The organism is Peptococcaceae bacterium (assembly GCA_024655825.1).
Classification (GTDB): domain Bacteria; phylum Bacillota; class Peptococcia; order DRI-13; family PHAD01; genus JANLFJ01.
Genome location: JANLFJ010000007.1, coordinates 1 through 21,993, shown reverse-complemented (window position 1 = coordinate 21,993; position 21,993 = coordinate 1). Strand labels below are relative to the sequence as shown.

18 protein-coding genes are annotated in these 21,993 nt (G+C 54.3%); 3 read left to right on the top strand and 15 right to left on the bottom strand.

The features are described 5' to 3' along the window. The 8 genes from nuoF to NUV48_04090 form a co-directional block, all read right to left on the bottom strand. A complete protein-coding gene (gene nuoF / locus NUV48_04125) occupies positions 1-1,632 on the bottom strand; it encodes an NADH-quinone oxidoreductase subunit NuoF (GenBank protein MCR4441324.1) in 1,632 nt (543 codons plus the stop codon). Positions 1,633-1,796: 164 nt separating this feature from the next. Further along, entirely contained in the window at positions 1,797-2,657 is an 861-nt protein-coding gene (gene lipA / locus NUV48_04120; protein ID MCR4441323.1) for a lipoyl synthase, read from the bottom strand. Continuing rightward, positions 2,657-3,346, bottom strand: coding sequence for a lipoyl(octanoyl) transferase LipB (gene lipB, locus NUV48_04115; protein MCR4441322.1), 690 nt, complete (start codon positions 3,344-3,346; stop codon positions 2,657-2,659). The genes lipA and lipB overlap by 1 nt, the downstream gene beginning before the upstream one ends. Before the next feature lie 69 nt (positions 3,347-3,415). Continuing rightward, positions 3,416-4,444, bottom strand: a complete 1,029-nt coding sequence (holA, locus tag NUV48_04110) for a DNA polymerase III subunit delta (GenBank protein ID MCR4441321.1) — start codon at positions 4,442-4,444, stop codon at positions 3,416-3,418. Positions 4,445-4,572: 128 nt separating this feature from the next. Next, entirely contained in the window at positions 4,573-6,918 is a 2,346-nt protein-coding gene (locus NUV48_04105) for a DNA internalization-related competence protein ComEC/Rec2 (protein ID MCR4441320.1), read from the bottom strand. After that, positions 6,911-7,522 (bottom strand): helix-hairpin-helix domain-containing protein, encoded by a 612-nt coding sequence (locus NUV48_04100; protein ID MCR4441319.1) that lies wholly within the window; start codon positions 7,520-7,522, stop codon positions 6,911-6,913. Before NUV48_04100 ends, NUV48_04105 begins: the two co-directional genes overlap by 8 nt. Positions 7,523-7,619: 97 nt before the next feature. After that, positions 7,620-8,927, bottom strand: coding sequence for a hexokinase (locus NUV48_04095; protein MCR4441318.1), 1,308 nt, complete (start codon positions 8,925-8,927; stop codon positions 7,620-7,622). Positions 8,928-8,936: 9 nt separating this feature from the next. After that, positions 8,937-10,928, bottom strand: a complete 1,992-nt coding sequence (locus NUV48_04090) for an NAD(+) synthase (GenBank protein MCR4441317.1) — start codon at positions 10,926-10,928, stop codon at positions 8,937-8,939. Between the two features lie 234 nt (positions 10,929-11,162). On the opposite strand from NUV48_04090, the gene NUV48_04085 reads away from it, so the two are divergent. After that, positions 11,163-12,764 carry an FAD-binding protein gene (locus NUV48_04085; GenBank protein ID MCR4441316.1) on the top strand — a complete coding sequence of 534 codons (1,602 nt, stop codon included), beginning with the start codon at positions 11,163-11,165 and terminating at the stop codon, positions 12,762-12,764. A 15-nt stretch (positions 12,765-12,779) separates the two neighbouring features. On the opposite strand, the gene NUV48_04080 is transcribed toward NUV48_04085, so the two are convergent. From NUV48_04080 to leuS, 3 genes are read right to left on the bottom strand one after another with little or no spacing between them, the layout of a single operon-like run. Then, positions 12,780-13,358: an indolepyruvate oxidoreductase subunit beta gene (locus NUV48_04080; GenBank protein ID MCR4441315.1), complete on the bottom strand. Its 579-nt coding sequence runs from the start codon at positions 13,356-13,358 to the stop codon at positions 12,780-12,782. Position 13,359: 1 nt separating this feature from the next. Continuing rightward, a complete protein-coding gene (gene iorA, locus NUV48_04075; protein ID MCR4441314.1) occupies positions 13,360-15,120 on the bottom strand; it encodes an indolepyruvate ferredoxin oxidoreductase subunit alpha in 1,761 nt (586 codons plus the stop codon). Between the two features lie 34 nt (positions 15,121-15,154). Continuing rightward, entirely contained in the window at positions 15,155-17,629 is a 2,475-nt protein-coding gene (gene leuS / locus NUV48_04070; protein ID MCR4441313.1) for a leucine--tRNA ligase, read from the bottom strand. Positions 17,630-17,888: 259 nt separating this feature from the next. Here leuS and NUV48_04065 point away from each other — a divergent pair, with 259 nt between their 5' ends. Continuing rightward, positions 17,889-18,647: a Uma2 family endonuclease gene (locus NUV48_04065; GenBank protein MCR4441312.1), complete on the top strand. Its 759-nt coding sequence runs from the start codon at positions 17,889-17,891 to the stop codon at positions 18,645-18,647. A gap of 150 nt (positions 18,648-18,797) precedes the next feature. On the opposite strand, the gene NUV48_04060 is transcribed toward NUV48_04065, so the two are convergent. Beyond that, positions 18,798-19,019, bottom strand: coding sequence for a hypothetical protein (locus NUV48_04060; protein MCR4441311.1), 222 nt, complete (start codon positions 19,017-19,019; stop codon positions 18,798-18,800). Between the two features lie 299 nt (positions 19,020-19,318). Here NUV48_04060 and NUV48_04055 point away from each other — a divergent pair, with 299 nt between their 5' ends. Continuing rightward, positions 19,319-19,690: a helix-turn-helix domain-containing protein gene (locus NUV48_04055; protein MCR4441310.1), complete on the top strand. Its 372-nt coding sequence runs from the start codon at positions 19,319-19,321 to the stop codon at positions 19,688-19,690. Positions 19,691-19,798: 108 nt separating this feature from the next. On the opposite strand, the gene NUV48_04050 is transcribed toward NUV48_04055, so the two are convergent. The 3 genes from NUV48_04050 to NUV48_04040 all read right to left on the bottom strand — a co-directional run bounded on the left by NUV48_04050 (position 19,799) and on the right by NUV48_04040 (position 21,945). Further along, positions 19,799-19,939, bottom strand: coding sequence for a cyclic lactone autoinducer peptide (locus tag NUV48_04050; GenBank protein MCR4441309.1), 141 nt, complete (start codon positions 19,937-19,939; stop codon positions 19,799-19,801). A 6-nt stretch (positions 19,940-19,945) separates the two neighbouring features. Further along, a complete protein-coding gene (locus tag NUV48_04045) occupies positions 19,946-20,818 on the bottom strand; it encodes a hypothetical protein (protein ID MCR4441308.1) in 873 nt (290 codons plus the stop codon). A gap of 431 nt (positions 20,819-21,249) precedes the next feature. Beyond that, entirely contained in the window at positions 21,250-21,945 is a 696-nt protein-coding gene (locus NUV48_04040; GenBank protein ID MCR4441307.1) for a transposase, read from the bottom strand. Between the last annotated feature and the right edge of the window lie 48 nt (positions 21,946-21,993).

Here is a 21,993-nt window from a genome sequence, read left to right as displayed (position 1 = left end):
TCACCTGAAACCGGCCTCCCTTTTACCCGCTTCGTCGCCCCGCTTTTCCGGGCCTGGCAGGCGGCAAGCGCCGGCCAGGCACTCGCCCCGGAGATGGGCCTCGTACTCCTCCCGGAAGTAGCGCAGCGTGCTCAGAATCGGGTTGGGCGCCGTCTGCCCCAGCCCGCAGAGCGAAGCGTCCTTAAGCGTGCGCCCCAGCTCCTCCAGCCTGTCCAGGTCACCGGGGCTCCCCTCTCCAGCGATAATCCTGTCGAGTATCTCCAGCAGCCGCTGTGTCCCTTCCCGGCAGGGCGTGCATTTTCCGCACGACTCCCGGCGCATAAAGCGGGTAAAAAAGCGCGCAAACTCCACCATGCAGGTTGAATCATCAAAAACGACAAGCCCCCCCGAACCCATCATTGAACCGGCCAGGGCCAGGGAATCGTAATCCACGGGCGTATCGAAAAGCGCCTCCGGCAGGCAACCCCCGGACGGCCCGCCGATCTGGACGCCCTTGCATTTCTTTCCTTCCGGGACCCCGCCGCCGATGTCTTCCACAATTTCCCGGATCGTCGTTCCCATGGGCACTTCCACCAGGCCGGTGTTTCTAACCTTGCCGGTCAGGGCGAAAATTTTCGTGCCCCTGCTTTTTTCCGTGCCCGTTTCCTTAAACCAGCCGGGCCCTCGACCAATAACCAAGGGAACGTTGGCCCAGGTTTCCACGTTGTTGATATTTGTCGGCCTCCCCCAGAGACCTTTTTCCGCCGGGAAAGGCGGCCGCGGGCGGGGCATTCCCCGTTTTCCTTCGAGGGAATTCAACAGCGCCGTCTCTTCGCCGCAGACAAAAGCCCCGGCTCCTTCCTTTATTCTCAGATCGAAATTGAAGCCTGTTCCCAGGATGTTTTCTCCCAGCAGGCCGTGCTTTTTAGCCTGGTTTATGGCTAGACGCAGGCGCTTGATGGCCAGCGGGTACTCCGCGCGGACGTATATGTATCCCTCGCTGGCGCCGAGGGCGTAAGCGCCGATCATCATCCCTTCCAGGACGGAATGGGGGTCTCCTTCCAGCAGCGCCCGGTCCATAAACGCTCCCGGGTCGCCCTCGTCGGCATTGCAGACGACGTATTTTTTCTCGCCCCGGGCGCTGGCGGTAAGTTCCCATTTGAGGCCAGTCGGAAAACCGGCCCCGCCTCGTCCCCTCAACCCGGACTGCTTAACGGCCGCGACGACTTCCTCTTTTGACATGCCGGCAAGGACCTTTAACAAGGCCCCGTAACCTCCGGCCCCCAGGTAGTCCTCAATCCTTTCGGGATTGATATACCCGCACCTTTCCAGTACATGGCGGCGCTGCTTCTTGTAAAAAGCAAGTTCCGGGTAAGGATTCCCCTCTTCCGGAACGGTACCTAAAACCCAGTCAGCGACGGGACTGCCGCCCGCCACGTGTTCGTCGACGATCCGCGGGACCATCGACGGGGTTACTTTCCCGTAACTTAATCTCGCTTCTCCAGGAAGCTTCACGTCAAGAAGCACTTCTTCCTCGTCCAGGCCGATGCAGCCCACCGGCTTGATTTCCGCAGCGACGGACTTTTCGCGGAGATAAGCGGCGGCTGCCGCCCGGACCTCCTCCGCTCCCGCGGCCAGTCCGCAGGTCCCCATGCCGATGAATATAAGGGGCCGCTCCTGTTTTTCCCTGCTGTCCATCAACTGCCGGCGTAACTTGCTGAATTCTTCCAGGGTAATCACCTGCCTCGAATACTCGAATAATATCATTAGAGCATACCAGCATATCTTTGTTGTACCATGCCAGCTAATAAACCGCCTCAGGCCAGCGATTCCCGGTAGGCCTCCCCCGCATGGTACGAACTCCTGACAAGCGGAGCTGAAGCCACGAAGGAAAAGCCCATCTTCAGACCTATTTCCTTGTATTCCTGAAAAACCCCAGGGTGAACATAATCGACCACCGGGTGGTGACGCTCCGAGGGAGCGAGGTACTGCCCAATCGTCAGCAGGTCGCAGCGCGCATCCCTCAGGTCGCGCATAACCCCGATCACCTCATCCCTTTCTTCACCGAGCCCCAGCATGATCCCCGATTTCGTCCTGATGCTGGCCGCCATCTCTTTGACCCTCCTCAACAGTTCCAGAGACTGGCGGTAATCGGCACGCGGGCGGACTTCCGGGTACAGCCGGGGTACCGTTTCCAGGTTGTGGTTGATGATCTGAGGCCCGGCTTCCACCACCACGGACAGGGCATCCCTGCTCCCCTTGAAGTCGGGAACAAGCACCTCAATAACTATTTCTTCGCCCGTTTTTTTGATTTCTCTTATTACCTCGGCAAAATGGCCCGCACCTCCGTCAGCCAGGTCGTCCCTGGTCACGGAAGTGATCACCGCATGTTTCAAACCGAGTTCTTTCACGGCCTGGGCGACACGCGAGGGTTCTCCCGGGTCGGGCGGCGCAGGCTCTCCTTTTGTTACGTTGCAGAAGGTGCAGTTTCGCGTGCAGGTATTGCCTAAGATCATGAAAGTGGCGGTCTTCTTCCCGAAGCACTCCATGATGTTCGGGCAGTTTGCCTCCTGGCAGACAGTGTGCAGGGAAAGCCGGTCCAGCATCCTTTTCACTTCCAACAGTCCTTCCGTCCCCTGCATCCTGATTCTAAGCCACTCCGGCTTCTTCTGGACCATCACGGTTCCCTCCCCGCCATCAAGTATATTTCTTGTCTGCCGACCATTTCCGGCTGCAAGTTAAACTGGCCGCAGAAATATCGAATCACTTCTTCGTTCACCCGGGCCATGTCCTGGGGAGCACCGAGTATTTTTTGGAGGGAAGTCACTCCCCGGTCGGTGATGCCGCAGGGGTTAATCCAGAGAAAGTGCTCCAGCGCCGTGTTGACGTTAAAGGCAAAGCCGTGCATGGTCACCCAGCGTTTGACGGCGCAGCCGATAGCCGTTATTTTTTCGCTTCCGACCCAGACCCCCGGGTACTTGCTGTCTCTTCCGGCTTTTATCGCGTATTCTCCTTCCAGCAGCCGGATAAACGTCTCCTCGATTTTCCAGAAAAATTCCTTCACATCCCTGCGGTGACCGGTAAGATCCAGGATGGGATAGCCAACAATCTGGCCGGGACCGTGGTAGGTCACGTCTCCGCCCCTGTTCACCCTGTATATGTTGACCCCGTTTTCACGCAAGAAATCCTCGCCGGCGATTATATTGTCTGTACTGCCCCTCACCCCTAGGGTCAGCGTGGGCGGGTGTTCCAAAAGAAGCAGGGTGTCCTCGATTTCCCCGTCCTGCCTTAGTTTCAAAATCCTTTCCTGAAGAGAAAGGGCTTCCCCGTAGTCCGTCAGACCCAGCAAGGCTACGAGCAATTTCATCTTACCTACCACCTCGAAATGCGTAGATATTATAAACTCTTTGGCCGCATAAGGAGTAGACTAACAATACTATTTGATCCCCACCAGTTCCAAAACCAGGTTCTCCAGTACCTGGCGCGGTGGCGAACCCGTTTTCATCAAGACATCGCCTTCCAGGATATGCCGCATGGCGTTTTCCAGTTCGGGGAAAGAAAAGTTCCCCGACTGCCGCAGCAGCTTGCCGGCAACAAAAGGAGGGGTGGAAAGCGCCGCCGCAGCCTGTTTTTCGTTCAAACCCTTTTGTCCCATTTCCTTGGCCTGGAGAAGCAGCCTGAAATGGCGGGCAATCATAAACAGAATTCTAACGGGCGGCTCGCCGGCCTCCATGAGCCTTCTAAGCTCCAGCAGGGCGGATTCGCCTTTTTTTTGTCCTATGCTGTCCACCAGCACAAAAATACTGGCTTCGCCCGTTTTGGTCAGAAGCTGTTTGGCCATATCAAGGGTGATCCTTTTCTCCTCGCCTGCATACAGGGCCATTTTCTCCAGCTCCGCCTTCAAAAAGCGCAGCTCCGAACCGCCGTTAAAAAGTATGTATTCCAGGGCCGGGGGTTCGATGACCTTGCCCAGACCCCTCGCTTCCTCTTTCAGCCAGCCGCTTAAGTCCGCTCCTTTCAAAGCGTTTATTTCCACCAGTGCTCCGGCCTTTTCCAGGACCTTGACAATCTTTTTCCGCTTATCCACCGGGCCTTTAACCCATAAAACGAGGCAGGTGGAAACAAGAGGGTCCGCCAGGTATTTGAGCAGCGCTTCTTCCTGCCGGGTATGTGTATCTTCTTCTCCTTCCTTCTTTTTCGGCGCTAAAAAAGCGGGGTTTTTCACCAGGACCAGGCGTTTGTCGGCAAAGACCGGCAAAGTGTTGGCGCTGGCCACAACCTGTCCCGGGGTCGCCTTTTCCCCGTCAAGCTCGTCGAAATTAAATGCTCCGGTCTCATGACCAAGCAAGCTCTCTTTCAGGCGTCTAACCAGCTGCTCCTGCAGGTATTCTTCCTCGCCGCAGATAAGATAGACCGGGGCAACGACACCCCGCTCGATGCTGTTTATAAGTTTCTGGTACTGCATACTGCCTCCTGCGGTCGCCTTGTTCTTTCAGTGGTGCTTTTCATATTATACCATAGATACCGTGAACAACCGGCTTCTTTTTTACATTTATCGCCCACTCCCAATCATCGATTCCGCAGCGAAAGGTCTCAGGATTTCCCCGGGACAACCGCCCTGACGCGAAGCGTCCTGCCGTCGCTTTCCGTGATCACGGCGCCCCTCTCCCTGGTGACAAAACAGGGAACGCCCCGCTTTCGGAAGTATTCGACCACCTCCTGGTGAGGGTGTGTTTTCAGTCCTGCCGAAACAACCACAACTTTCGGGGCCACTTCCCGGTAAAAAGCAGGGCTATACGACGTGGCGCTCCCGTGGTGCGGCAGCTTAAGCACGTCTGACGCGAGGCGGGACGGGTGGGCCAGGATTTTTTCTATCGCCGCGTTTTCTATGTCTCCTGTCAGCAGCCATTCCGTTTCTTGGAAAACCACTTTCAACACCAGGGAGTGATCGTTGCCGGTGGTTTTATCCCCTTTCGCCGGGTGCAGCGTTTCCAGGACAACGCCGTCGCCAAAGTCTATCCTTTCGCCCGCCGCCAGCTGGCCAAGCGGGATTTTCCTTTCCCGGCAGAGCCTGGCTATTTCTTCTTCCACCCGGTCGTTTTCGTTGCGGGGAGGCATCAAAAATGTTCCGACGCGCAGGCAGGAAATCAATTCCATCAGCCCTTCGCTGTGGTCCAGGTCGCTGTGAGACATAACCGCCAGGTCGATTTTCCCTATTCCCCGGCGGCGCAGGTACGGCCGCACGGTTTTTTTGCCCACCTGGTAGGCGGAGTCCGGCGTGCCCCCGCCATCCACCAGCACGGTGCGGCCGGACGGCGTTCTGATAAAGATGCAGTCACCCTGTCCCACATCAAGGAACACCACTTCCATTCTTCGCGCCCCCGGCCAGCAGCAAGACAGCAGGCCGGCCAGCAGCAGCGCGCATGAAAAAAACTTCCACCAAGCCGGCAGCCACCGCCAGAGAGGCGCCAGGTATAACCAGTAGGGCAGGAGCAGAAGAACCAGGCAGCATATGACAACCGTGCCAAGCGAGGGAGTGGGAAGTAGCAAGGCGGCCCACTCCCAGGAGGCAGCCTTCAGGACGAGCTCGCTTAAAAAGTAAACGATGCCTCCCGCCGTAAGAAAGAGGGGTTCAGCCAGCGGCGGCGCAAGCCAGGTTAAAAGGCAGCCGGCCAGACCCAACACGGTGGCCAAGCCGCTCACGGATACGGCGATAATATTCAGCAGGGGAGCGACGAGAGAAAGAAGGTTGAAATAATAAGCCACCAGCGGCGCGGCGGCCAGCTGGGCGGCCAGGGTGGAGGCAAGCGCCTTGCCTAGCCCGCGCTTTTCCAAAAACGGCGCAAGGTGCACGATCCCGGCCGTAACGGCGAAGGACAGTTGAAAGCCGGCCTGGAACAGTTCACCGGGACACAGCAAGAGTATCACCAGCGCGGCCACTCCTATGCTTGTATAAACGTCCCGCTTCCTACCCGCAAACAGGGCCAGCATCCCCAGGAAAGCCATGAGCGAAGCCCGTACAATGGAAGCGCTCCAGCCAACCAGGAAATAGTAGCCCACGAGAACCGGCGTTCCCAGAAGCATCCTCCCCAGGGGTCCCGTTCCCAGAAAGGAAAGAAAAAATGAGGCCACACCCAGGACGAAAGCGACGTTGAACCCGGAGACGGCAAAAAGATGGACGACCCCGGCCCGCTGGTACCCTTCCCAGTCGTCCCCGGAAACGGCGCTGACATCCCCGAAAAGCAGGCCGAGCAGCAAACCCCTTTCCCGCTCCGGCAGGATCCGGGCCAAACAGGCGGATATTTTTTGCCGCCCCCGGGCGGCAACAGCCCTCAAACCGCCGCCCTCCTCCGCCAGCTTGATACCGGCATGCCGGCAGTCGACCTGGTAAAATATCTCCTGGTTGGCCAGGTAATCGCGGTAATCAAATTCCCCTGGGTTGCGGGGACCCCGCGGGAGCGACCACTCGCCGTTGAAATGGACGCTCGCTCCCGGAAGGCATAGTTCCCCGTCAGCTTTTTGGGCTTTAAGCATCAGCTTTTTGATCCCGGTGATTTCTCCACCGGTATATGACAATTCTTCGACCCCGACGACCAGAACCGTACTGTTTTCATTGGAACGAGGGTAGGTGACGATAGTGCCCTTGCCCTGAACAGTTTGACCAGCCAGCCCGTCATAGAGGCCTTCCGCACTGCGGCTCAACTGGAACCAAAATGCCCCTCCCAGCACTGCGCAGGCCAAAACGGCGGCAGTCAGAACCCTGCCTTTTTTAAAAAGGCACGCGCCGTTGAAAGCGGCGGCGGCTGCGGCGACAGCCAGCCATACCGGCGCCTCTAAACGGCAGCAGCGGCCGAGCGCGATCCCGAAGCCGAAACACACGGCGAACAGGAACAGTTGGCGGTTGACCATTTTTATCTTTTTATCCTGTTCTTCAGTCAACCGTAATCATGTTCCTTGCTTTCTCAAGCAGGGAAGGCCCTATTCCCGAAACCCCGGTTATTTCATCAACCTTTTTGAACGGCCCGTTTTTTTCCCGGTACTCGATAATCCTCTGGGCCAGGGCGGGACCGATGCCGGGCAGTCTTTCCAGTTCCTCTTTACCTGCCGTGTTGATGTTGATGAGCCCGGTACTCTTGACTCCCAGGCGGTAAGAAGGCGCAGCGGAGGAAGAGGGTTTTTCCCCCTTGGAAGGAACATAAACCTGCTTCCCGTCCACCAGCGGGGCAGCCAGGTTGATCTGGGCAAGGTCGGCCTCAGCCAGCGGCACAGCCAGCTGCACGGCATCATATACACGCGCCCCTTCCTGCAGGGAATAGAGCCCCGGCTTTTCTACGGCACCAACCACATGGACGGCCAGCACACGCGGCTCCTCTTTCTCCTGGCCTGTTTCCTTCTTTCCGCCTTCTTCCTCTATGGTTACTTCCGTTTCAATCTTCAGCGCGTGCAGCCGTGTTTCGTAATACCTGATCCCCCCGAAAAAAACAAATACGCCCAAAAAGACAGCAATCACGACCTGCGCTTTTCGCGGCAGTTTATCCAGCATATCTCACCCCGACAAATGTTTCTCATTACTACCATCTTTCGCCATTTTATGTCATTTTCCTGCTTGAAAAAAATGAAAATGCCGGCCTTTTTTCTTTTCAGGCCATCGCCGCCGCAACAGCCGCCCCCGCTCCCGAAGCGTCCTTGACCAACCGCAGCTCCACCTTTTCATGTTTGTCCCCTAAAAGGTCCTTCAACGTTTCCCCCAGGGTGGAAGCATACCCCGGCATTTTTTCATACAGAGTCCCGTCCACGGCTATGACGTGGCTACCGGATAGTATGGGGTCCATATGCTCAAGAACTGCCAGGTAAGTCGCTGCAGCCAGGCGGGCGGAGCGGTTTCTCAGCAGCCTGGCCGTTTCCCTTACGACCTGGCGGTCCGCCGGAACGCTTGTTGCCGGCGCAAGCCTGCTTTCAAGCAGTTCCCCGGTCAGGACAAGCCCGTCTGTTTCGTCCCCGAGTATTTTGCTGACATCTTCCGTCGAAAACGGCGCTTCATTCCGGCACTTTTTCAGGTCATGCCCTGGAAAAACAATGCCTTTTTCATTGAGATCCAATATCAAAATCCACATCAACCGCCCAAGGTACTTCCCGGCGACCATTTTCTCCAGGATCTGTTCCCCCGGAATCTCCGAAGCCGCATCGAGCACCCTGTCCGCCGGAGCCAGGGGAACCCTGCCGAAATTTCCCGCTTCAATGTTGATTATCACCGGCCGGCCGAACCTGGTAGTATTACTTTCCAGGTAACAGGTATTGTGCCCCGTGCCCAGAATTGACCCCAGGTCGCACCTTTTATTCCGGTAAGCAGCCGCCAGCAGCGTCCCCACGGTGTCGTTAATGACGGCGACAGGCTTTACATTATTGACCCCCTGCCTTTTCAGGGCGTCTTTCAATAAAAGCTGGACATCTTTTCCCGCGGTCTCCCGTGTTTCAAACTCCTTTGTCCACTTGATCAGCTCAGCGTGGTTAATTCCCCCGGAATGAAAAGGGAACGAGAAGGTGTGGCCAAGGCGGTAATCCCTGCCGTCCCCCGCAAAAGCCTTGATACCGGCGGCGATGTGGTCGAAAAGGCATTCACCGCTGGCGCAAGAAGAGGTGAAATCAATCCCCCTTTTTTCATCTTTCAGGGAAAAAGAAACGCGCCTTTCGATTTCATAAATCCCGCCGCCCAGCAGGCTGACCGTCATCAGCCTGACGTTGGTGCCTCCGAAGTCAAGAGCCAAAAAAGTTCCCTTTTCCTCTCCCGTCGGTATTCCCAGGTACGACGGGAGCATTTTGAGGGAACCAGGTTTGCCGGCAAGCCCCGCCTCCATTTCCGCTTTGAAATCGCCGGCCACGGCGCGCAGAGCAAAAGGCGGAATTTCCATTTCTTTTTTTAACTGCTCCAGGCCTTTCAGGTTTTTCATGCCAACCCGCTACTCTTCTTTTGCTTTTTCGTATATATTTTCGCCTTCGGCTTGCTCTTCCAGGCCGAGGACCCAAAGGGAACCGTCCGCGTCGCTGGGCATCCGCCAGTCTCCCCTCGGCGACAGGTTGACCGAACCGACCTTAGGCCCGTCGGGAAGACAGGACCTTTTGAACTGGCTGCGAAAGAACCTCTGGTAAAAAACCTTCAGCCATTTCTTGATCTCACCTGGCGTATAAGTCCCTTCATAAGCTTTTTCGGCCAGGAAGAGAATTTTTTGGGGCGGCATGCCGTACCTTAATGTATAAAAAAGAAAGAAATCGTGAAGCTCGTAAGGCCCGATCAGGTTTTCCGTTTCCTGCCGGATGTCTCCTTTTTCGTCGGGCGGCAGCAGTTCAGGGCTGATTGGCGTATCAAGGACCCTGTACAAGACGGCCCTGGTCTCACCGGTCAAAACATTGTCGGCAACCCATTTTACCAGGAACCTGACCAGGGTTTTCGGAACGCCCCCGTTGACCGAATACATGGACATATGGTCGCCGTTGTACGTCGCCCAGCCCAGCGCCAGTTCGGATAAATCTCCCGTACCCACGACCAGCCCTCCCACCTTGTTGGCCAGGTCCATGAGGACCTGCATCCTTTCCCTGGCCTGGGTGTTCTCATAAGTCACGTCATAAATTCCGGGGTCATGGCCGATGTCTTCAAAATGCTGGAAGCAGGCCTTTCTGATGTCGATTTCCCTGATGGACACACCGAGCGCTTTCATGAGGGCAAGAGCGTTCTCGCGGGTTTTGTCCGTAGTCCCAAAGCCGGGCATTGTTACGGCCAGAACACTGCGCGGGGAAATCCCCAGCAGATCCGTAGTCCTTGCGGCTACCAGCAGGGCCAGGGTCGAATCAAGCCCCCCGGATACCCCCACGACGGCAAATTTCGACCCGGTGTGTTCCATCCGCCTGGCCAGGCCGGCCACCTGGATGTTGAAAATCTCACTGCACCTCTCGTCTATAGTTGAAGGTTCGCCGGGGGCAAAGGGGTTTTTGTCTATTTTCCTCTCAACGCCCTTGTTAAGAGGCTCTAAGACCTTGTCCAGGGCAAAATCAACCGTCCTGTATTTAATCGGGCCGGCGGCAAAACTCCGGTTGTCCGCAAAGCTTTTTATCACCCGCCGGTCATGCTCCAGGACATCCAGGTCAAGGTCCGCGAACCAGGCACGGCTCTCCCTGGCAAACCTCCGGGCGGCGACCAGGACCCTGCCGTTCTCGCAAATGAGGCAGTCGCCGCTGAATACCATATCCGTCGTAGACTCAAAAACCCCGGCGTTTGCGTAGAGATAAGCGCACACGCACCTGGCGCTCTGCTGCGATACCAGCTGTTTCCTGTATTCTGCCTTGGCCACCAGTTCATTGCTCGCAGAAAGGTTGGCGATCACCTGCGCCCCGTAAAGGGAGAGAAAAGAACTGGGCGGTATCGGGGTCCACAGGTCCTCGCATATTTCAACACCAAGCGTAAAACCGGGCTTTTGCGATCTGAAAACCAGGTTGCCGAAAGGGACCCTCGTGCCGAGAAGCTCAATCTCCCCCGTCTCCCGGCTTATTTCATAACCTGGAGAAAACCACCTTTTTTCGTAATACTCCCTGTAGCTGGGCGGGTGCATCTTAGGAACCACTCCCAGGATACGGCCTTTTAATAAGACGGCCGCGCAGTTGTAAAGCCGGCTGTCGATGGCCAGCGGAAGACCCACAACAGACAGTATGCAGCAGTCCCTGGTTTTTTCAAGCAGTTCCCTTAAGGCCAGGAGTGCCCCGTCCAGGAGGATTCGCTGGTTGAAAAGGTCGCCGCAGGTGTACCCGGTTATGGAAAGCTCGGGAAAGACGACCAGGGCGGCGTCCCTCTTTTCCGCCTCCTTCATCAGTTCCATAATTCTGAGGATATTGTAGGACGGGTTGGCCACCCTTAGTTCAGGCGAGGCTACCGCAGCCCTGACGAAACCGAAACTTGTCATACAAAAGCCCCATTTCCGGCCCTAGCCCATTCGGGACAAGGCCGCGATTTTTTCCTTTTTCTTAATTCTATTTTATCTTAATTTATATTTTACTCAAAAAACGTCGTTTTTCCTACCCCGCAGCCGAAAAGCCCGGCTGAATCCGTGATGTAAATTCGTCTTTTTTACCTGTATAATTATTATCATAATATAAAAATGGTTGAATGCTCACCACAACAACGAGGAGGTACAGCAATGAAAACTTTTACCACCGGCGTGCTGGTAATTGGCGGCGGGGCGGCGGGACTCGCGGCCGCTGTTACTGCCCGCCGCCTCGGCAAACAGGTACTGGCAGTCTCCAAGTATGGGCCTGGTGCAGCCACCTGCACCACGGTCAGCAATGCCGGTTTTAGCAAACCGGGGGGGACCTTTACCAAGGAAAAGTACCGCAAAGCCACCCTGCAAAGCGGCCTTGGCCTGAACGAAAGCGAACTGGTTAATTACCTGACAGAACATGCCGAAGAAGACCTCGGCGAGCTGGTCATGATGGGAGTTCCTTTGGAAGAAAGGCCCGACGGCTGTTTTTGCAAGGCAAAAAGCCCTTTTTCCCGCGGTGCTTCAATCGTTTTACCCCTGCGAGCCTACGCAAAAAAAATAGGTGTTGACTTTATTCACCCTTACCTGATCTGGGAGCTTGTTGTAAGGGAAAACCGTGTCCTGGGCGCCTGGGGTTACCACCAGAAAACAGAAGAACCCGCTCTGTTCCTGGCCCAGTCGGTGATACTCGCCGCCGGCGGCGCGGCGGCCATCTATCATAACAACGACAACCCGTCTTCCATAACAGGCGACGGCTATGCAATGGCCGCCCGTACCGGACTGGAACTGATCGACATGGAATTCGTCCAGTTTTATCCCCTTTGCGCCGTCATTAATGATTCTAACCACAAGGTGGTTGTCCTGCCGCCCGTATCGGCGGAGGTCGCTGCCCTCAAAAACAACGAAGAAGAGAACCTCATCCACAAATACGGCATCTCCCGGCCTGCAGCAATAAAATCCAGGGATTTAACCTCCCGGGCCATTATCATGGAAAAAAACGCACACCTCGATTTTTCATCCGTTACGGAAGAAGACTGGCAAAAAGGAGCGGCGGTTTTTGATAAGGAGGGCACTTGGCAGCTGAAAGAATGGTTGGAAAAACGCTGTTTTCCAAGAACAAGAAAAATCCCGCTGACCCCAGCAGCTCATTTCTGCATAGGCGGGATAAAATCCGATTTCCAGGGCAAAACCGCCCTGCAGGGACTTTTTGCCGCCGGTGAAGTGACAGGCGGTCTGCACGGGGCCAACAGGCTGGGGGGCAACGCTCTTTCCGAAGCCTTTGTGTTCGGCAAACAGGCGGGATTAACTGCCGCATACAGCGGCGGCTGCAGTTTTCCCGCTTTGATGCAAGACAACTTGGTAAAAGAGATTAACAAGAAAGCCGGCCTTCTTCTGGAGGAGACCTCCAACCCCGCTGCGGCGGACCCCGCCGCTGTCAGGCGCCAATTGGCTCTCCTCATGTGTGAAAAGGTGGGAGTAATAAGGAACGGCCCGGATTTAACCCGTGCCCTGGAGGAGATCATAAAACTCAAAGAACTGCCTTTAAGCCGGTTACAGGCGGGAATAGCCAGGGCCCTCGAGGTAAAAAACATGCTCCTGGTCGGCGAAATGATTTGCCGGGCCGCCCTCTTTCGCCAGGAAAGCCGGGGTTGCCACTACCGGCTTGATTTTCCTGAACGCGACGATACCTGCTGGAAATACCACAGCTGTATAACAAAAAAAGACAGCAGTTTCGAAATGCAAAAACTGGCCGTAAGGTAGTTGGGTCACTTTTGTTTATGCGTTCATCCCGGCCTCGAAGGCCCTTGCATTCAGGTCCCTGAGCCCGGCGGGGACGTTTTCCCTGACCATCTTCAGCCAGTCCGGGCCGTCCTTGCCGTCCAGGCCGAGGGCTCTAACCAGCACCCCCAGCAAGACTATGTTCTGGGCCTTTATGCTGCCCAGGTCCGCGGCAATCTTGGCGGCGTTCAGAACAATAATTCTCTCCACCGCTTTCTCCAGCTGTTCGACGATGCCCTCCGGGTAGTTCTCTGCGCCGGTCAACACGGGCAGGGAGTATATTTCGTAATCGTTGACAATGAGCGTGCCGCCTTTCTTGAGCCAGGGAAGCCACCGCAGGGCTTCCACTTTTTCAAAGGCCACCAGTACATCAGCCTCCCCTTTGCCGATGCTGGGGGAATACACCTTTTCACCGTATCTGACCTGGGTGGTAACGCTCCCCCCGCGCTGGGCCATGCCGTGAATCTCCGACATCTTCACGTCGTGGCCCAGTTTTATCAACCCGCCGGCAAGCACCTTCGAGGTCAGGATAGTACCCTGCCCTCCTACCCCCACCAGCAAAACGCTTCTGGTCATGTCAGTCACCCACCTTTTTTACAGCGTCAAATCTGCATACCTGCAGGCAAAGGGTACAGCCGTTGCACATCGACCCGTCGATGACAACCTGGCCTTCTTTAAAGACCAGGGCCGGACAGCCTATTTTCAGGCAAGCCTTGCATTTCTTGCATTTTTCGGTATCAATCTCGCATCGCCGTCCCCGGCGTTCCTTCTGCACCTCTTTGAGCAGGGCGCACGGCTCCCGGCTGATAATGACAAAAGGTTCGGTCGCCTCACAGGCTTCCCTGACCGCTTTTTCCGTTTGGACCAGGTCATACGGGGTAATGACCCTGATGTTTTCTTCCTTGATGCCCACGGCTTTAACTATCTTTTCTATTTCAATGACGGGGACATCCTCGCCCATCAGCGTTTTCCCTGTTCCCGGGTTCTCCTGGTGACCGGTCATGGCGGTGGTCCTGTTGTCGAGGATGCAGATGGCCACACTGCTCTTGTTGTACACGGCGTCGATCAGCCCGGTGATCCCCGAGTGGAAAAACGTGGAATCCCCGATGCAGCCGATCACTTTACTTTTTCGGCCCGCCTTTTTGAAGGCTTTTTCCATTCCTACGGCCGCGGAAATGCCTGCTCCCATGCAGATGACGGTATCGGTCACCGACAGGGGCGGCATCGCGCCCAGGGTGTAGCAGCCGATATCCCCGGCCACCACCACATCCCTGCGCTTGCTCAAGGCATAGTATAGTCCGCGGTGCGGGCACCCCGCGCACAGGACCGGCGGCCGGGAAGGCGCTTCCGCTTCCACGCTGTACCCGTTTTCGCCCGCCGCCGGCAGGAGGGCTTTCCTGATCACCTCGGGGCTCAGCTCGCCGCAGGCGGGAAGAACTTCCTTGCCCAGGCACTCAACGCCCAGCGACCTGACGTGCGTTTCCAGGTAGGGGTCGTTTTCCTCGATGACGTACACTTTTCCGACCTCGCCGGCAAATTTCCTTATCAACCTGTCGGGCAGGGGGTAGGTCAGCCCAAGCTTCAGGTAGGAGGCGCCTTCCCCGAAAACCTCGCGGGCATGCTGGTAAGAAATGCCGCTGGTGATGATCCCGATCCTTTTGTCTCCCCACTCGATCCTGTTGCAGGGGCAGGTATCGGCATACTCCCGCAGCCTGCCAAGCCTTTCTTCCAATATCGCGCGCCTGGCCCGGGCGTTGGCGGGCGCCATAACGTATTTGGCGGCGTCCTTTTTATATTCCTTAACGCCGGCCTCAACTCTCTCCCCCAGCTCGACCAGCCCCTTGCTGTGGCAAACCCTCGTTGTCATCCTCAAAAGCACGGGAGTATCGAACCTCTCGCTCAATTCAAAGGCAAGCTTAAGGTAATCCTTGCATTCTTGGCTGTCGGAGGGTTCAAGCATGGGCACCTTGGCAAAAGGAGCGTAGTTGCGGTTGTCCTGCTCGTTCTGCGAACTGTGACAGCCGGGGTCATCGGCCGTAACGATCACCAGCCCCCCGTTAACGCCCGTGTAAGCTGCGGTAAACATGGGGTCGGCCGCCACGTTTAATCCCACGTGCTTCATGGCGGCCAGGGCCCTAGCCCCGGCAATGGAAGCCCCGCAGGCTATTTCCAGGGCGACTTTTTCGTTCGTGGACCATTCGGAATAAATCTCCTTGTATGCGGCGGTGCTTTCCAGTATTTCCGTGCTCGGCGTGCCCGGATAGGCGGCGGCCACACTGCAGCCCGCTTCATAGGCTCCCCTGGCCACCGCCTCGTTGCCGCTCATGATCGTTTTCATTTGCCTTCCTCCCGTCAGCTTAACAAAGCCTGTCTTATTTCACCACTATGTTTACCAGCTTGCCCGGCACGGTTACCACCCTGACCAGAGACTTGCCCTCCACGGCCGCCCTGGCCCTGTCCATCGCCAGGACCGCCTGCTCCAGTTCCTTGGGGGTAAGCCGGGCCGGCACGGTCAGCCTGTCGCGAACCTTGCCGTTAACCTGTAGAACGACCTCTATTTCTTCGGCGAGAAGGGCGTCCTTGCTGTAAGCCGGCCAGGGCTGGAGATGAACGCTCTCCTTGTATCCCGCCAGTTCCCACAATTCTTCGCTCAAATGCGGGGTAAAGGGAGCCAGCAAGACGATGAGGGTGTCAATGGCCTCCCTGAGCAGGCCCATGTGCTGGTCCTCCCTTTCCCGGTAATGGTAAAGGCCGTTTACCAGCTCCATGACGGCGCTGATCGCCGTATTAAAATTGAACCTCTGTTCTATGTCGTCCGTTACCTTTTTTATGGTCCCGTGCAGCAGGCGGCGCAGTTCCCTGTCGGCGGGCGTAAGCTCTTTTTCCGTCCGCAGGTCGTCTTTCCCCCGGTCGTTCAAGTAGCTGTATACCAGGCGCCAGACGCGATTAATGAAACGGTAACAGCCCTCGACCCCCTGGTCGCTCCACTCCAGGTCGCGTTCCGGCGGCGAGGCAAAAAGAATAAACAGCCGGGCCGTGTCCGCGCCGTATTTTTGGATAATCTCCTCCGGGCTGACCACGTTGCCCCTGGACTTGGACATTTTGGAACCGTCTTTCAGCACCATGCCCTGGGTCAGGAGGTTCTGGAACGGCTCTCTCACGCTCACCAGGCCAAAGTCGTTGAGCGCCTTAACAAAGAAACGGGCATACATGAGGTGGAGGATGGCGTGTTCCACCCCGCCGATATACTGGTCGACATTCATCCAGTAATCGACCTTTTCCTTGCTGAAGGCCTCCTGGCCGTTTTGGGGATCGCAGAAGCGCAAGAAATACCAGGACGAGCAGACAAAGGTGTCCATGGTGTCCGTCTCCCGCCGGGCCGGTCCCTGGCAGTTCGGGCAGGTCGTGTTGAGAAACTCGGGAATATGGTTGAGGGGCGACTCCCCGGTCGGCCTGAATTCGACGTCCAGGGGCAGCATGACCGGAAGGTCTTCTTCCGGAACGGGAACCGTCCCGCACTTGTCGCAGTATATTATGGGAATAGGCGCTCCCCAGTACCGCTGGCGCGAAATGAGCCAATCCCTGAGGCGGTAGTTTATTTTCACCCTGCCTTCGCCGGCGCTTTCCAGGCAGCGCGCGACTTCTTTTTTCCCTTCCTCGTTGGGGAGACCGTCGAACTTGCCGGAATTGACCATGACCCCCTCGCCGGTGTAGGCGTCTTCCATCTCTTCCAGTTCCAGCCGCCGGTCAAACGGCTGGATGACAATGCGGATGGGCAGGCCGTATTTCTTGGCGAAGGCGAAATCCCTTTCATCGTGGGCCGGCACGCCCATCACGGCGCCTGTCCCGTACTCGTACAATACGTAGTTGGCGACCCAGACCGGGATTTTTTCCCGGTTGACGGGATTTATGACGTATGACCCGGTGAAAATCCCTTCCTTTTCCGTTTCCGTTGATGTCCGGGCTATTTCCGTCATCTGCTGGACTTTTTTGACAAAATCCCGGACAGCCTGTTCATATTCTGTGCCGGCGATGAGAGCCTCCACCAGCGGGTGTTCGGGAGCCAGGACAAGGTACGTGGCCCCGAAGACAGTATCCTGCCTGGTGGTAAAAACAGGTATCTTCTCTCCCGTCTTTTCGACGGTAAAATGAATCTCCGCCCCTTCGCTGCGGCCTATCCAGTTTTCCTGCATGGTCTTCACTTTTTCCGGCCATCCGGGCAGCTTCTCCAGGTAATCCAGGAGTTCCTGGGCATAGTCGGTGATGCGGAAGAACCACTGCTCCAGGGCCTTTTTCTCCACCATCGTCTCGCAGCGTTCGCAGGCCCCGTCGATGACCTGTTCATTCGCCAGCACCGTCGCGCAGCTTGGGCACCAGTTGACATGCGCCTTTTTCTTGTATGCCAGGCCGTTTTTATAAAACTGGAGGAACAGCCACTCGGTCCATTTATAATAATCGGGCAGGCAGCTGGCCACTTCCCGGTCCCAGTCATAACTTATTCCCATCGACTTAAGCTGCCGCCTCATGTTGTCGATGTTGTCCAGCGTCCACTTGGCCGGGGCCACCCCGTGCTTGATGGCGGCGTTCTCCGCCGGCAGGCCGAAGGCGTCCCAGCCCATCGGGTGCAGCACGTTATATCCCTGCATCGTCTTGAAACGGGCCACCACGTCGCCTATGGAATAGTTGCGAACATGGCCCATGTGCAGGTTGCCCGATGGGTAAGGAAACATCTCCAGGCAGTAGTATTTCTTTTTGCCGGGGTCCTCCGTGACCTTGTACAGCCTGTCCTCCGCCCACTTTCCCTGCCATTTCTTTTCTATTTTCTTGAAGTCGTACTTCTCCTGCACCGTTAATTCACCTTCCTGACTCTTGGTCTGAATTTAAAAATCCTCCCATCCCCAAAGGACGAGAGGTCTGCTCGCGGTACCACCCTTATTGAATTATATAAAAAAAGAATTGCCAAGTCAATTAAAGGAAAACGCTCAAGAGCCATACAAGATAACTTTCTGAGGCTTCATGCTTATCTGCAATAGCCATGGTTGATTTCGGTTGATTTTGGTTGCTTTTGGTTTATATTCTGCATATAATTGACATGGAGGTGTTATTATGGCTGGAGATAAGGAACTGATAACCGCCCAGGTTTTGGCCGAAGCCTTGGATCTTTCCGTGGAAACAATCTGGAGATACACAAGAGAGAATAAAATACCCTACATCGAATTGGGCAGCAAGCAATATCGTTATAAACTTGCTGATGTAATCAGCGCGCTGACTGGTTCAGTTAAGGAAAAAACAGCCGTATACAAAAGCGAACCCCCTAAGAGGTTCACTTACCAGGACTATCTGGAACTGCCGGAGGAACCAGGCTATCGTTTCGAGATTCTCGAAGGCATGTTGATCAGAGAGCCCTCCCCTAATGTTATGCACCAACGAGTCTCCCGCAGGCTCCAACGGATCTTGGAAGATTATTTTTGGGAGCATGATCCCGAAGGAGAAATCTTCGGCGCGCCGTTGGATGTGACCTTCCATGATATTACCGTAGTTCAGCCAGACTTGTTCTACGTGTCGGGGGAACAAAAACGGATAGTGAAAGATACCCGGATTGATGGTCCGCCCGCGCTGGTGGTTGAAGTCCTCTCTACTTCCAGCAGCCGCAAGGATCGGCTTCAAAAACTGCGGATTTACCAACGGGTTCAAGTGCAACACTATTGGCTGGTCAATCCCGATGAAAAAACCCTCGAATGTTTTTCCCTCAGGGATGGCGCATACACCCTGGTTGCAGCCGGGATGGATGAAGACGTGGTAGAACATCCGGATTTTAAAGGTTTATCCATTGCCTTAAAAGCTTTGTGGGTAGGAAGCAGCTGAGTTATACGCGTCTGGCTACCGTAAGTTCTCCCGCTTTAATATCGATTAAGAGAGCGTTAAACATCCTTAGAAAACCAAATTCAGCAGCAGGACAAGATTCCATAGCCATATTCACAATCAGACGCTTTGCCAAGCCCTGCCAGGTATAGTTTACGGTTTATATTTTTTAATCGCGATGTAAATTCCAACCCACCACAGGGCCACGATTGCCAGTTCGTAGACCAGAACAGGAATGTTCAACCCGCAAGAAACCAAAAACCCCTGCAGAAGCACTTTTATCAAATAGTATAAAACATACAGCAGCACCATTATGGCCGAAATCGCCAGCACATCGGACACCCAACTTCTTTTCACATTTTTCGTGTTTTCCATTTTCCATGCACTCCTTCTTTTATTAATTCTTTCTTTGCGATCGCTCCTGCGTTTCGCAATGTTATGATTTTATTATATTACGTTATGCGTGTCGAATCGTGCCGAATTATGTCGCCTATTATTAGTAATTTTGTTATATGCTTCCATCTAAGCATATTTTACTATCCGATTTGAGTATTGTCAACCTGTTTCGTTGACATTTTACATAAATATTTATCCTTTATGGATACTGCATAATATTTCGAATATTGACATATAGTGAGGTGCTTCTGTATAATGCTGTATAGAGTGTAAAGCCGATGGGAAGTGAACACATGGGTTCGGGAACCACACTGGGAGAACGATTAAAATCGCTGGTAAAAGAAAAAGGCATGGAACAGCAAGAAGTGGCGGCAGTGCTGGGCATCAAGCCGCCGACCTTCAGCGGCTACGTCATCAATAAAAGAGAGCCTCCTTTTGAGAAACTCAAGCAGTTCGCCGATTTCTTCAGCGTCTCCATAGACTTCCTTTTGGGGCACTCCGAGATAAAAGACCCGTATTTGAGGCACTTGCCCGGCGACCTCGACGCCTTTGTGCGCGACCCCGCCAACGTGGTCTATTTGGAGCTGGCTCGGGAAATCAAAGCGAAAACGGAAGCGCTTGCGGGCGCGCGGCAGGCCAGGGAGAGGTAAATCCTCTCCCTTTCGCTTTTCGCCAGCCGGCTGGAGTCCCCCGGCGCAAAAAAAGAGTGGGGGCTCGCCCCCCACGTCAATTGGTACGAACAGAGCGTCATTTTAGGGCTATCTCAGGCATTTGGGTGTTCTTGGCTGGTAAAATCCCCATATGCTTGCCGCCTTTGCTCCTCCATAGACGGCAGCTAACATGACCAGGCTGCAGACCACAGGGGCTATCCGTTTCACCAGGTTGTCCAGTCTCTTCAACGTTGCTCACCTCCTCTTTGGACCTTGTTGCTCTTCACTGTACAGCTCGTCGGCAACCTCCTCCAGGTTCACGGCCAGGCCGTTCAAGGCCCAGACCAGGTGGTCGCGGTTCCCGCCTTCCGGGTACGCCTTTATTTCCGCTACGATTTTGCGGAGGCTTGCCGAGGCAGCCTTTTTTTTAGCGGTCTCGCTGTTTTTCAGATAGTAAATGCACCAGACCAAGGCCGACAGGTTGACGACGGGGAAAAGGCAAACGCCGAGGACCGCGGCCAGGCGCAGGCCTGCGGGAAGAGCAACCAGCGCTTTTTCATAGCATACAACATTGTACATAATCAAATAAAAATATAGATTAATTAAAAGGGCCGCAATAGTGAGTGCCACCAGCACCTTGCTCTCAAAAATTATTTTGATTATTCGCGCTTTAAGTAGGGAACGCTTGTGGGCGAGGAGAAAGACGAGCAGGGAATACTCCAGGAACCTTGACGGCAATGAAAAAATAAAATTCAAGAATAGGTTCTCGTTGATAGTGAGCAGGCTTTCTCCCGTACCGTACAGCAAAAAGGGCACGTATAATAACTCGCATAGACCTGCCGATAATATACTTAGAATTAAAAAGAAAAAGGCCTTCCCTATCCACTTCAATGCTCCGGCGTTGTTGAGAACGTCCCCCATCGCCACAATCCCGAAAAAAAGCGCCAAAAAAGTGCCTAATGTAACTATATCCGGGCTTGCCCCCGTGTACCTCAATATGTTGGAGACTGCCGCCGAGGCCACCGCTGGGATTAAGACCCTCGAATAGTCCCAGGGCTGGAAAAGTTTCCTGCAGTCCTCGTCCTCCCACTGGTCGAACTCGCCCATCATGATATATGTAAAGAGCACTAAGTATAACTCCTCCGGAATGGAAACGAAAAGTGTATTTATTATAATTATTTGAATCGTCTCAATATGGAGCGCACCTAACAACACCTTTTACCGCCTTCCTTGGATTCGTCATTATTCGACACAATTTGACAATTTTTCTATTTATTCCTACCATTACGCCTATATTGTACTACAATTGCTGAAATTACTCAATATATTATTTTTATGAGCTTTTTGCGATGTAAGCTATTTTTATGATTTTCTAATCGCAAATCAAGCATATTCAATAGAAAAATTGAATTGCTTCCCTTAATTTAGGACTAATTTTTAAGTTGATTCAATAATTTCCTCTATTTACCATGAAAATAAAGACACCTATCCTGTTATCCACAGTTTAGGGTTGTGGATATTTCTATCGGAAAAGTTATCCACATGTGGATAATATTTTTTTAGGCTGCGGCCACCAGACTTCGCATTTTATCTCTTTGTTTTTCTTTAATTCGTCCTACAGCCATGGCCAGCATGACACACAGCGCCAATCCACACCTTAGTTTCATCTTATTCATACCGCGGATGGTGTGCAGTTCAAAACCAAAGGAGACGTCTAACCGGCTGTTCACTCGTTCCACACTGGTACGTTTGTCATATTCTTTTTCCCACTTGTAGCTTGCGCGATCAATCGGGGTAAAGATTCTTCGGTCTTCCGAAAGCGGAATTCGCAGGCCTTGTGCCACCGGACATGTGTCTTGACCCTGGCAGGTGATTCCGTACTGCTTGGCCGGACATATTTTCTTCAAGGTGTTTCGGTCTTTTTCAAATCCCCCATTGGCCATTTCTCGTTGAGTACCTGTTTCCGGACAGTAGCAATATACGTTGCCTTTGTAGTTATATACTACATTGGTTCTTCCGCTAAGCAGGCGCGTTTCTTCCCCGTCTCTCCACATGTTGCGTATGTCGATCACCGGTTTGATTTGATATTGATCCCAGCACTTCTCGATCAGTTTTGTATCATCATAGCCTTTGTCGCCCCCTATTGTTTCCGCTTTCTCTAAAATTTCCGGCTGCTTTTCTTCCATCTGTTCAAGTAAGGCATGCCCTTCTATGATGTCGGAAGCTGAAGCTTTGGTAACTTTATAGGCTAGCATGACTTTACGAAATAAATTTTTTTAGACCATTTTCACGTAATTTTAAGC

Coding starts and splice junctions, on each gene's coding strand:
- NUV48_04095 (MCR4441318.1), bottom strand. CDS start 8,927: ATGAAAAACCTGAAAGGCCTGGAGCAGTTAAAAAAAGAAATGGAAATT.
- nuoF (MCR4441324.1), bottom strand. CDS start 1,632: ATGGGGACCTGCGGACTGGCCGCGGGAGCGGAGGAGGTCCGGGCGGCA.
- NUV48_04085 (MCR4441316.1), top strand. CDS start 11,163: ATGAAAACTTTTACCACCGGCGTGCTGGTAATTGGCGGCGGGGCGGCG.
- iorA (MCR4441314.1), bottom strand. CDS start 15,120: ATGAAAACGATCATGAGCGGCAACGAGGCGGTGGCCAGGGGAGCCTAT.
- NUV48_04055 (MCR4441310.1), top strand. CDS start 19,319: ATGGGAAGTGAACACATGGGTTCGGGAACCACACTGGGAGAACGATTA.
- NUV48_04065 (MCR4441312.1), top strand. CDS start 17,889: ATGGCTGGAGATAAGGAACTGATAACCGCCCAGGTTTTGGCCGAAGCC.
- lipA (MCR4441323.1), bottom strand. CDS start 2,657: ATGGTCCAGAAGAAGCCGGAGTGGCTTAGAATCAGGATGCAGGGGACG.
- NUV48_04040 (MCR4441307.1), bottom strand. CDS start 21,945: ATGCTAGCCTATAAAGTTACCAAAGCTTCAGCTTCCGACATCATAGAA.
- NUV48_04100 (MCR4441319.1), bottom strand. CDS start 7,522: ATGCTGGATAAACTGCCGCGAAAAGCGCAGGTCGTGATTGCTGTCTTT.
- NUV48_04080 (MCR4441315.1), bottom strand. CDS start 13,358: ATGACCAGAAGCGTTTTGCTGGTGGGGGTAGGAGGGCAGGGTACTATC.
- NUV48_04090 (MCR4441317.1), bottom strand. CDS start 10,928: ATGACAAGTTTCGGTTTCGTCAGGGCTGCGGTAGCCTCGCCTGAACTA.
- NUV48_04060 (MCR4441311.1), bottom strand. CDS start 19,019: ATGGAAAACACGAAAAATGTGAAAAGAAGTTGGGTGTCCGATGTGCTG.
- lipB (MCR4441322.1), bottom strand. CDS start 3,346: ATGAAATTGCTCGTAGCCTTGCTGGGTCTGACGGACTACGGGGAAGCC.
- holA (MCR4441321.1), bottom strand. CDS start 4,444: ATGCAGTACCAGAAACTTATAAACAGCATCGAGCGGGGTGTCGTTGCC.